Consider the following 10600-nt stretch of genomic DNA (forward strand, 5'->3'; position numbering starts at 1 on the left):
CATCCGATTTTAGGATGAGGAGCGGAGCTCCGCAAGGGCTCGCCATACTTGTTTTGGTATGAGGAGCGAAGCTCCGTAAGCGCAACCATCAATATAGTTTTATTTCTCTTGACCAATAAAATGAAGGCGATCAATAGATTGTTTGATGATCTAAAGCTTGCACTGCCACGCTTTAGTGCTAAAGTTTAAATTCTTTTGCGTAAGCGATGCCTCACTTTTCAGAGATGAAAAGTGACAAAAATCTTTCGTTGAGCGAGGGGTACATCCTTTACCCCTGCTCAACATGGCGACATTCATGTCGCCTCACGATAGCAAGACCATCAATGATTCAAAAAGTACAAAATAAATGAACCATCCAAATCACTTGTATGAATAATCAGGCGGTTTGACTGTATCATCTTTCATCAATGATTTTTATCGAACTCAGGTTAAATTAAATTTGACTAAGCTCAAAAAATCAATGAAAAAGCCTGCAAAATTGCAGGCTTCTTTGATCTTATCGCACGATTAAACTTGGTTGTTTACATCATCATTTTTAGTTTCACGAATTGCCAAGAATGCCAAAAGCGAAAGAATAGATGCAGCTGTTAAGTAATAACCAACAGCTTGTAAACCGTACTTGGTCGCAAGCTCTGTTGCGATTAAAGGAGCAAATGATGCACCTAGAATACCCGCCAAGTTAAAAGTTAATGCTGACCCTGTATAACGAACAGAAATCGGAAAGATTTCAGATAAAACAGTCCCAATCGGTCCATATGTCATGCCCATTAGTGCTAAACCTACACATAAGAACAAGAACACAATCACTGTACTACCTGACTCAAGCATACTTGCAAACACTAAACCAAACAGTGCTGAGACAACACATACCCCGATTGAGGTTGCTCTACGTCCAAATTTCTCAGCAAATACAGCCGACAGTGGAATAAAGGCAGCAAAACAAAGGGTCGCAACAAGTTGCATTTCTAAGAATTGTGCACGAGAGTAACCCAGTTGTTTGGTTCCCCAGTTGAGCGCAAATACAGTGGTCAGATAGAACACAACGAAAGTACAAACCGCCGCAATTGTACCAAGGAATAACATTTTATAATGTTTGGTCACAACTTCTTTAAACGGTACGTTTACTTCTTTCTGCTTGTTCAACACTTTTTGGAAAGCAGGAGTTTCATGCAGTTTTAAACGAATATATAAACCGACAATCACCAATGCAGCACTTGCAAGAAATGGAATACGCCAGCCCCATTGCATAAAGTCTGCTTCAGACATTAATGCGCCAAGACCAAGAAAAGAACCTGTTGCAAGAATAAAACCAATCGGCGCACCTAGCTGTGGGAACATCCCATACCAAGCACGTTTGCCTTCAGGCGCATTTTCAGTAGCAAGTAATACAGCACCTGACCATTCACCACCCAGACCTAAACCTTGACCTAAACGGCAGAGAGCAAGTAACAGTGGAGCAGCAATACCAATTTGAGCATAAGTTGGAAGCAGACCAATACACACTGTTGAAATACCCATAGTCAACAAGGCTGCGACCAGTGTTGCTTTACGACCAATACGATCACCTAAGTGACCAAACACAGCAGCACCAATTGGACGTGCAATAAATGCAATGGCAAATGTCGCGAGTGATTGAATGGTTGCCGTCATCGGATCTGTACTTGCTGGAAAGAACAAGTGTGGAAAAATCAGGACTGCGGCAGTGGCATAGATATAAAAATCGAAGAACTCGATTGTTGTGCCGACAAGACTTGCGAAAAGAACGCGAGTTTTTGAATTTGTTTGAATTTCAGGAGTAGCAATAGTTGATGACGCCATGGTGAACCTTACACTTTTAAAAGTAAAACGAGTCTTTAAAGCGTAATCTTTTTAAAAAAGGCGTAATTTCTTAAAAAAACAACGAGATCAACTCAAATCCACTCCATCAGGGTCACTGAATTTTGAGTGTCTATGAATTAAATGACGTAAAGATAGATTGCAAGGAAATGTGATCCTGCACCGATCAGAACAAATATATGCCAAATAGCATGTGTGTATCTTACGCTTTTTAAGGCATAAAACAATGCGCCTATTGTATATGCTAAACCGCCAATGACCAATAATTTTAATGTTTCTGGTCGCAAAAACTGTTGCATATCATCCATAACAAGCACAGCAAGCCATCCCATAATTAAATAGGCAGCCAAGGAAATCTTTTCAAAACGATTGATGAATATTAACTTGAATAGTGTTCCAATAGCAGCAATCACCCAAAGTGCAATCAGTAAGTAATGAGCTTTAGCTGTTGGAATTGCAATCGCCAAAAATGGTGTATATGTTCCGGCGATTAAATAATAAATCGCCGTATGGTCAAGTTTTTTATACCAGTGTCGCTTTTTTTCATCGACAGCAAAGTGGTAAATTGCTGAACTTGAGAATAATAGAACCATACTCAATCCATAAACAACCAACCCAAAAAATTGCCATCCGTGTAGATCATGTCCCTTAATCAGCATAAATACAGTCGCAATTGCAGCCAAAATGGCACCAAATGCATGACTCAAAGCATTGATGCGTTCTTCGTGTGCGGCATAAGTATGAATCATTTGATCATTCGACATTAGATTTTATGACCTTAAAAATACACTTGTATAGTAATGCAGTTTTACCTTTAAAGTAAGACGTTTTAAAATAGGTAACTTAATTAATACGAGTTTTGATCATGTCTGATGTCGCGAGTTTATCTGTGCAAGAACAACAGTTTTTTGATAGCGTACAGCAAGCTATTGATAATCAAAATTTAGATCGTTTAATTTTAAGTCAGTATAAAGGTGAATTGACTGATTTGGAGAAAATGACCTTTCGAGTCATCCAATTACAACAAGAGTCTGTTTTGAGTTGTTTATATCGTTATAAAACCAATGATATTACAAAAAACTATCCTTTATCCGATGCTTTAAGCACGATTCAGCAGTTGGCAGAACAGTGTAAACAAGCCAATTTATTTACCGATGAAGCAGAGATACAGTTTAAAAAGAATAAAAAGAAAGCCTTACTCACAGTAAGCAAAAACAAAGCGGGCAAATCCCCTAAAACCGAACAGCAAGCACACGACCGTAGTAAACAGCGTTTTGTCGATCAACAGAGTTACTTCCTAAAACCGCTTGGAATTACCGATGCCAATGCACAAGTGATTCCAAGCATGGCACGTAAATGGAAGCAGATTAATAAATTTATTGAAATTTTCTCAGGGGCATTGACCCAGATACTGCCACAAGAACTACCCGACCAGACACAATCTCAAGAACAGCCATTAAAGGTGGTAGATTTTGGTTCAGGCAAGGGGTATTTGACCTTTGCTCTGTATGATTATTTGGCTAAACATCATCAAACTGCTGATGTGACGGGGGTAGAGCTGAATGATAAAATGGTGAAGTTCTGCCAAGATGTGGCAAAAGCCTCAGGTTTTGAGCAATTGGACTTTTTCCAAGGGGACGTAAGAACCTATCATCCTTCACATTTGGATGTGATGATTGCCCTACATGCCTGTGATGTTGCAACGGATTTTGCGATTCATACGGGGATTCGTTTAAATGCACAAATGATCATGTGCGCGCCATGCTGCCATAAAGAATTACGACCACAGTTGAAAAGCCCACAAGTTTTACAACCGATGTTGCAGTTTGGTATTCACGCTGGACAACAGGCAGAGATGTTAACAGATACGATTCGTGCTTTATTACTCAAAGCCTATGGCTATGAAACCAAAGTTTTTGAGTTTGTTGCTTTGGAACATACCAGTAAAAATAAAATGATTTTGGCAACGAAACGTAAAGATTTTGTTGAACCAGACCCTGCCGTTCTGGCACAGATTCAAGCCTTGAAAACTATGTATGGCATTCACAAGCAATCCTTGGAATTGTTGCTGAATAATCAATGGGATCAACAAGATATTGGAGAAAAGTGCTGATTAGAGCATAGCTGAGAAGTGGATTGATTTTGTACAGATTGAAACACCTGATACTTTGTATGGGCTAGGCGTAAGTTTATACGCTTAACCCATAGTGACCTGATATTTAGGTACAAGGAAATACCAAGATCAGGTCAAAGTTTACATGCTATTCTTGGTTGGTTTTATTGAGTTCAGCTTCTGTTTCACCTGCTGTTTTTTGAGCAACAGTATCAGGGAAATATTGTGGATTATCCATTTCTGGAATCAATTGTCCGTCTATCTTATGAATCAAGATACTGGTTGCGAATACTTCACGTGGTGCTTTATTGATGAGATCAGTTAAAAAGTCTGTACCTTTCGCAACGGATTTTGCTTCACTGTCTTTACTGTCTCGTACAGGCATTTGAATATTATCAAAATTAATGACCGGAACTTTACAGCTTAATGGAACTTGAAAATTGTCATTATTTTCAATGATCTTGCCGCTTTGTTGACAGCTTTTATATGCAGAGCCTTGCGCTTTTAAGTGACGTTCAAATGCAGGCGCAACAATTTTAAAGTCATCAGCATTGAACTGTTCTTTAAGAATCTCCTTCATTTGTTGAGATGCCGTTAATTGCTTTTCAGCACTTTCATCACTGTTCTTTTTTGCTTCAGCTTCTGAAATACCTGCCATTGCCGCAGCCATTTTTATATTGAGTTGGTCTTGGTGATCTTCTTGAGAAAATAATCCGATCATACTTTGTGTGATCACTTTGACACGATCTAGTTCGGATGCTTTAGCGTAAATACTTTGAGTGGAGAGTAAAATTGCGCTATAAAGAAATACTTTAAATTTTTGATTTAGAAACATAATTATTCTACAGGTTTGGTTAGGGGCTGTGGACATTTCATAAATGGCTTGCGTTGTAGGTTAAAATTGAGCAGGCAAGGCATGAAATGAAGAGAATAGCGAGACTATTTTTAAGTTTCATAACGTAGCCTGAGATAATTTTAGCCACAACCCTTCGGGACTAGCGTGTTTTTTGTCGCTTTGTCGTTACGAACTACTCATTTAGAATGACTAAATTTCGTATTTCGCGCCTAGAATCGCCTAAAAAACACACCTAGTCGCAAACATGGACGAATTGTCCACAGACCCTAAGTAAGTGATAATGAATGCATTGTCAGCATACAGTAGCATAATTTGAAACAATCAATGATCAATTTATTGGGTATTAGGATTTAACAAATGAGTCGATTTGAAATTCAATCAGGACCTTGGAGCCAACTTCAACACGATGCACAATTGATTCGTAGAAAGGTTTTTATTGAAGAACAAAATATCAGTGAAGCGGAAGAATGGGATGATCAAGATGCTGTTTCATTGCATTTTGTCATGTATGAGCAGAATCAACCCATTGCAACTGCGCGGTTATTACAAAATGACAGTATTGGGCGTGTTGCGGTATTAAAAACATACCGTGGTGCAGGGATCGGTAAGCTGCTTATGCAATATATTATTGATGTTGCAAAACAGGAAAGTAGAACTGTACTTAAACTATCTGCGCAAGTCTATGCGACAAAATTTTATGAGAACTTGGGTTTTCAATTACAAGGTGAAACATATCTGGATTGTGGAATCCCACATATCGATATGTACCAAAATTTAAAAAATAGTTGAAATCAAGCAAGAGAATATCATCATCAATGCTCAGTATAAAAACCCCGTTAATACAGTCACTCGTTTTAAGTCAACTCAATCAATGTCAGGTATGGCTGAAAATGGAGGCTTTACAACCTACTGCTTCTTTTAAACAGCGAAGTATTAGTTATGCATGTCAAAAATATTTTGAGCAAGGCGCTCAGCGATTTGTCAGTTCTTCAGGGGGAAATGCTGGTCTAGCGGTTGCTTATACAGGACGACAACTCGGTGTTCCTGTAACAGTCGTTGTTCCTGAGACTACAGCACAACGCGCTCGAGAGTTAATTGCTCAACAAGGCGCTGAAGTGATTGTACATGGTGCTTCATGGGGTGAAGCGAATGCATTAGCACAGTCTTTATTAACACAAAATGATGTTTTTATTCACCCTTTTGATGACCCACTGTTATGGGAAGGTATAATCCCAATGATTGATGAAGTGATTGCTGAGGGAGTTATACCTGATGCCGTCGTTTTATCAGTTGGTGGTGGAAGCCTACTTTCCGGTGTGGTTGCTGGTTTAAATAAACATGAGCTAGGGCATGTTCCAGTCTATGCCGTTGAAACACAGGGCACAGCATCTTTAAATGCATCAATGATGGCTAAGCAGCATATTGAGTTGGATTGTGTAAGCGGTATAGCGACCACTTTGGCTGCAAAAAAAGTCTGTCAAAATGCATTTGAACTGAGTCAACAATTTGATGTACACAGTCGAATTGTTTCAGATCAAGAGGCTGTCAATGCATGTCTAAAGTTTGTTGATGATCATCGTCTTTTGGTTGAACCCGCATGTGGCGCAACACTATCTGTACTTTATGATCAAAAAATTCAGTTTAAATTATCTGATCAGGTTTTGGTTATAGTCTGTGGTGGAGCAGGTATCACCTTAGAGACATTACAAGGATTTAATGGATAAACTGATTGAATCAGGCATAAACCTTAGATATTTTTTGAATGGAATATTTTGATTATTGAGTAGACGATAAAATGATACAAGCTGTATTATTTGATTTAGATCAAACACTTTTAGATCGAACTTCCTCACTTGTGCAATTTTTAAATTGGCAACTCAATACATTAACCCTTGTTCCACTGTCACAACAGCAAAACTTTATTCAACGTTTTATTGCTCTCGATGCGAATGGTGCTGTGTGGAAAGACAAAGTTTATGCACAACTCATTCAAGAGTTTCAGATTTCCAAATATACAACACAAGATTTGCTTGCGAGTTATATTCAAGATTTCAACAAGTTTTGTGTGGCTTTTCAAAGTGTTGATTCGGTACTTGATCAATTGGTTAAGGCTAATTTTTCGCTTGGGCTTATTTCCAATGGTCGGAGCCCATTTCAAGAGCGTAATTTTCAGGCATTAGGATTAGAGAAGCTTTTCTCTAGCATTATCGTTTCAGAAGCCGTTGGGTTAAGAAAGCCTGATCCCAAAATTTTCCTGTTGGCGTGTCACCAACTTGAACTTTTGCCTGAGCAATGTATTTTCGTGGGTGATAATGAAGTTGTTGATATTGTGGGGGCAAAATCTGTCGGTATGCAGACCATTTTATTTGACCCAGAACAAAAAGTAATATCGACACAAGCAGATCATCGTGTAAAGTCTTTTCAAGACATACTTAGTATTTTAAAAATAAAATGAACAGATTATATAAGCATGGCATAGTACGACTTCAGGTTTTATTTTTATTTGGAGTCGTATCTCAATTCAGTGTATTTACACATGCCGAAACACAGCAATCAGCACCATTACCTTATGAGGTACAGGTGGAAACAAAGCCAAAAATTTATGACCCAGCGACACAGTCGCGGATTCGAGTCTATCGAAAGGGTGCGACAAAAACTTTAATTCAACATTCATTTGATTGTGCAGGGAGAAAAGCTGGGATACGGGATTACTTAAGTGGAAATGGTGCATTATCTGCGCTCAAAGCGTATGCAAGAATCACCTTTAATATCGAAGAAGGGATGCCACGTAGTGCAATGCAGAAAGAAGCTGAAAGCAATGCGATGCGAACCTACCAACTGATTTCCTATAAAGAGTTTATTTTAAATGCAGATCAACCTGTGAATTTATATGGTTTTGTATTTGGAGCGACTGATTCATCTCGGACAAAAGCACAAGTGATTGATCAATGTGTGGATGCCGTTGCTTCTTTTAGACCTCAGGCTGGGCATGATTACGAAATTTTAGGTCAATATCAAAATAATCAATGCCAATTTCAAGTATTTGATCTCAAAACCAATGCTCAAATCTCAGTTTCTGACAAACTTTATACTTGCCCTGAAAAGTCATGGAAGTTTTGGAAAAAGGACCATTAGATGAAGTGTTTGATTCATATTTTGGGGTTGATGTTGACTGTGACTGTTCCTAATTTTACTTGGGCATCTTATGTCAACCACTGCTTATTGAGTGCTAAAGTCTTAGATGTTAAAGCCCTAACAATAGCTAACATTAACAATCAGCACCAAGATAAGCTTGTTAAAAGTCAATTGTTTATCAACATAAAAGTGCTTAAAGCAGAAAAGCATGGAAGAGCTGATAGTGGATGTCAAACATTCGTCAATCAAACCATGAAAATAAAAATTGAACATCCACTTCCAGTGACTTTAAGAAAAGGTCAAATCATTGAGATAGAAAGTATCACCAAAGATGCATTTCTTCGTGAAGGGTATGACACAACATACTTGTTGAAGACAAACTAAACTAAAAAGACTTTATGCTTGTTTGGAAAATTTTTCCCAATCTTCGATGGCTTTGCGACCACAATCCAAGCCAACTTCATAGGTATATTGCAATTTTCGTTTATCCTTGCATAAACGACCAGCTAACATTTTATCGTCAGGTGGACAAACTTCTAAAATACCTTGCTGATTATTTTGACGCATAAAGTCGACAGTTGCGTTGTAACGTTGGCAACGTTGCTTAAGACTATCTGAAAATCCAGCATATTGATTCATTAAATATTTGGCAAAAAATTGGTCTGCTTTGCTACTGGCTTTGAAATAACTTTGGGTTCGAGTACGTATAACCAATAGGTTCTTAATATTACTTTGCTGAGCTGCCCATTGCACTGGAAGAGCATCTGCGACACCACCATCAAAATAAGGCTCACCAAAAATATCAACAGCTTTCCTTGTAAGATAGGGAATAGAGCTTGAAGCACGTAATCCGTCAATAATATTGTCTTTCCCTGCGCGTAAATATTCGGCATGACCAGATCGAGCATGGGTTAAGACCATGTAAAAATCAGGATTTTGTGCAAATAGCGTGTTTTGATCTAAAGGGTTTTCCTTTTCAACAGTATCCCACATCCACTGCATATCTAATAAATCACCGCCTTTAAAAAAACGACCATAGCGGATAAATTCAGGACGCAGTGAATGGTCGAGGTATAGTTCAATATTGCGACCGTGTTGCTTGGCAAGATAATTAGCAAGATTGGTTGAACCTGATGAAACACCCACAAATAGATCAAATGGATTGAAGTTTTGTTGCAGAAAAGCATCGAGTACGCCACAGGTAAAAGCGCCACGCATACCTCCCCCTTCTACAACAAGGGCATTACGTAAATTAGTCATCATTGATTACTTAACGAGAAGATTCTGTATGGCTATCATTATGAGGCATATTTTTCATTTGTTGATCAGACATTTGCTTATCATGGTTTGAGTGTTCAGATTCTGTGTGTGCTGTTGTATGAGAGCTTACTTTGTTTTGTTGACTCGGCATGTAATCAGGTTCATTACTTACAGCCATATAAAAAAACAATAGGAAAAGACAACTAAAAATCGTAGCAAAAATAACAGCTTTCGATTTCCATAACGGTTTTTTGGGAGTTTTTATATCGTTCATAGGAAAATGCCTAATAGAATGAACTATAGCAATTATTTTATCTCAAAAATTCTATTGATAGTGTAGCTTGAAGAAGAAAGACATAAAATAAATATGACTTTCTAGTTAGAGAAGAATTAACAATGATTAGCGCTAAGCATTAGCCTATGGTAGCTCAACTTTTCATCCTTCAAATCATATAAATTCCTATCATTTTTTTTAACTTATTTCTCAATGTTTATAACATCACCATTCAAATTAAAGCTTAAAATATCAAAATAATAATGAGATTTAGTTTCTTTATTTTTATTTAACTTTTCAACAAATAATAAAAAAATGTATTTGAATTTAAGGACTTTAGTGTATGAAATTGTTTCTTTGAATAGAAAAAAAATGATTTTGATTTATAATAAGCTCAACTAAAAATGAATAAATTATTAAAATGAATAGCTTAGTAAATAGTATTTATAAAGTATTGGATCAATTAGGATTAACCGCTCAAAAAAGAGCTTTGCATATTCAGTTTAGCAATCCTGATTTGACCGCCCAAGTGTTCTTGCAACGTATTGATGGACAACATGCCATCAATCAAGGCGTGTCTGCGGAACTGATCTGTCTTGCAACATCTGCAAATATTCCACTCAAACAGTTTATCGGTTGCCAAGCTGCAATCGACCAAGTCACCGACCGAGGACAACTGTTCCGTACCACAGGCATCATTACCGAAGCTGCACAGGGACAAAGTGATGGTGCACTGACGGTCTATAAGCTCAAACTTGAGGATGCGACGTCACTGTGGCATAAACGCCGTAATAGCAGAGTGTTTATGAATAAGTCAGTGATACAAGTCATTGAAATATTGCATAAAGAATGGCAGCAAAGAAGTCCGCTGTTTGCTGCTAGTTTGAGTTTAGATAAAACTGGGCTGACCAAAGACTACGATGTTCGTCCATTGATTATACAGATGAACGAAAGCGACCACGATCTACTTACTCGTTTGATGAGAAGTGAAAATTTAAGCTGGTTGATTGATGAAGCCGAACTGAACGTTGCTAACATTTCAGCACCGATCCAAGCCCAAAAACTACGTTTAATTGATGACAACAGCCAATACACTGCGTTAGAACGCAGAAGCATCCGCTTTCAC

12 protein-coding genes are annotated in these 10600 nt (G+C 38.0%); 7 read left to right on the top strand and 5 right to left on the bottom strand.

From position 1 onward, the window contains the following. Nucleotides 1-507: 507 nt before the first annotated feature. Together ACINWC743_RS16925 and trhA are read right to left on the bottom strand one after the other, a co-directional pair. On the bottom strand, nucleotides 508-1818 hold the full coding sequence (locus ACINWC743_RS16925) for an MFS transporter (protein ID WP_009586286.1): 1311 nt from the start codon (nucleotides 1816-1818) through the stop codon (nucleotides 508-510). Between the two features lie 137 nt (nucleotides 1819-1955). Further along, a complete protein-coding gene (trhA, locus tag ACINWC743_RS16930; RefSeq protein ID WP_009586296.1) occupies nucleotides 1956-2600 on the bottom strand; it encodes a PAQR family membrane homeostasis protein TrhA in 645 nt (214 codons plus the stop codon). A gap of 101 nt (nucleotides 2601-2701) precedes the next feature. Between trhA and ACINWC743_RS16935 the strand changes: the two genes are divergently transcribed. Continuing rightward, complete coding sequence (locus tag ACINWC743_RS16935) at nucleotides 2702-3949, top strand: class I SAM-dependent methyltransferase (RefSeq protein ID WP_009586293.1); 1248 nt, start codon at nucleotides 2702-2704, stop codon at nucleotides 3947-3949. A 148-nt stretch (nucleotides 3950-4097) separates the two neighbouring features. Here ACINWC743_RS16935 and ACINWC743_RS16940 read toward each other — a convergent pair whose 3' ends face one another. After that, entirely contained in the window at nucleotides 4098-4784 is a 687-nt protein-coding gene (locus ACINWC743_RS16940) for a hypothetical protein (protein ID WP_009586298.1), read from the bottom strand. Between the two features lie 378 nt (nucleotides 4785-5162). Here ACINWC743_RS16940 and ACINWC743_RS16945 point away from each other — a divergent pair, with 378 nt between their 5' ends. The 5 genes from ACINWC743_RS16945 (at nucleotide 5163) to ACINWC743_RS16965 (ending at nucleotide 8324) form a co-directional block, all read left to right on the top strand. Beyond that, nucleotides 5163-5594, top strand: coding sequence for a GNAT family N-acetyltransferase (locus ACINWC743_RS16945; RefSeq protein ID WP_009586291.1), 432 nt, complete (start codon nucleotides 5163-5165; stop codon nucleotides 5592-5594). A 26-nt stretch (nucleotides 5595-5620) separates the two neighbouring features. Then, entirely contained in the window at nucleotides 5621-6529 is a 909-nt protein-coding gene (locus ACINWC743_RS16950) for a pyridoxal-phosphate dependent enzyme (RefSeq protein ID WP_035301344.1), read from the top strand. 71 nt (nucleotides 6530-6600) lie between these two features. Next, nucleotides 6601-7260 (top strand): HAD family hydrolase, encoded by a 660-nt coding sequence (locus tag ACINWC743_RS16955; protein WP_009586285.1) that lies wholly within the window; start codon nucleotides 6601-6603, stop codon nucleotides 7258-7260. Next, nucleotides 7257-7940, top strand: a complete 684-nt coding sequence (locus tag ACINWC743_RS16960; protein WP_035301345.1) for a hypothetical protein — start codon at nucleotides 7257-7259, stop codon at nucleotides 7938-7940. Before ACINWC743_RS16955 ends, ACINWC743_RS16960 begins: the two co-directional genes overlap by 4 nt. Beyond that, complete coding sequence (locus ACINWC743_RS16965; protein WP_009586295.1) at nucleotides 7941-8324, top strand: hypothetical protein; 384 nt, start codon at nucleotides 7941-7943, stop codon at nucleotides 8322-8324. A 12-nt stretch (nucleotides 8325-8336) separates the two neighbouring features. On the opposite strand, the gene ACINWC743_RS16970 is transcribed toward ACINWC743_RS16965, so the two are convergent. Both ACINWC743_RS16970 and ACINWC743_RS16975 read right to left on the bottom strand, forming a co-directional pair. Then, nucleotides 8337-9203: a patatin-like phospholipase family protein gene (locus ACINWC743_RS16970; RefSeq protein WP_009586294.1), complete on the bottom strand. Its 867-nt coding sequence runs from the start codon at nucleotides 9201-9203 to the stop codon at nucleotides 8337-8339. A 7-nt stretch (nucleotides 9204-9210) separates the two neighbouring features. Then, the gene (locus ACINWC743_RS16975; protein ID WP_004830319.1) at nucleotides 9211-9474 is read right to left on the bottom strand and encodes a hypothetical protein; all 264 of its coding nucleotides are present in this window, start codon (nucleotides 9472-9474) and stop codon (nucleotides 9211-9213) included. A 421-nt stretch (nucleotides 9475-9895) separates the two neighbouring features. Here ACINWC743_RS16975 and ACINWC743_RS16980 point away from each other — a divergent pair. Next, nucleotides 9896-10600: phage late control D family protein (locus tag ACINWC743_RS16980; RefSeq protein WP_009586289.1), on the top strand; the 705-nt coding region annotated here is incomplete at its 3' end.

The organism is Acinetobacter sp. WC-743 (assembly GCF_000335555.1).
Lineage (GTDB): Bacteria > Pseudomonadota > Gammaproteobacteria > Pseudomonadales > Moraxellaceae > Acinetobacter > Acinetobacter bereziniae.

Bases quoted from the DNA above. Each gene is read 5' to 3' on its own strand.
- ACINWC743_RS16925 (WP_009586286.1), bottom strand. From the start codon at position 1,818: ATGGCGTCATCAACTATTGCTACTCCTGAAATTCAAACAAATTCAAAA.
- trhA (WP_009586296.1), bottom strand. From the start codon at position 2,600: ATGTCGAATGATCAAATGATTCATACTTATGCCGCACACGAAGAACGC.
- ACINWC743_RS16935 (WP_009586293.1), top strand. From the start codon at position 2,702: ATGTCTGATGTCGCGAGTTTATCTGTGCAAGAACAACAGTTTTTTGAT.
- ACINWC743_RS16940 (WP_009586298.1), bottom strand. From the start codon at position 4,784: ATGTTTCTAAATCAAAAATTTAAAGTATTTCTTTATAGCGCAATTTTA.
- ACINWC743_RS16945 (WP_009586291.1), top strand. From the start codon at position 5,163: ATGAGTCGATTTGAAATTCAATCAGGACCTTGGAGCCAACTTCAACAC.
- ACINWC743_RS16950 (WP_035301344.1), top strand. From the start codon at position 5,621: ATGCTCAGTATAAAAACCCCGTTAATACAGTCACTCGTTTTAAGTCAA.
- ACINWC743_RS16955 (WP_009586285.1), top strand. From the start codon at position 6,601: ATGATACAAGCTGTATTATTTGATTTAGATCAAACACTTTTAGATCGA.
- ACINWC743_RS16960 (WP_035301345.1), top strand. From the start codon at position 7,257: ATGAACAGATTATATAAGCATGGCATAGTACGACTTCAGGTTTTATTT.
- ACINWC743_RS16965 (WP_009586295.1), top strand. From the start codon at position 7,941: ATGAAGTGTTTGATTCATATTTTGGGGTTGATGTTGACTGTGACTGTT.
- ACINWC743_RS16970 (WP_009586294.1), bottom strand. From the start codon at position 9,203: ATGATGACTAATTTACGTAATGCCCTTGTTGTAGAAGGGGGAGGTATG.
- ACINWC743_RS16975 (WP_004830319.1), bottom strand. From the start codon at position 9,474: ATGAACGATATAAAAACTCCCAAAAAACCGTTATGGAAATCGAAAGCT.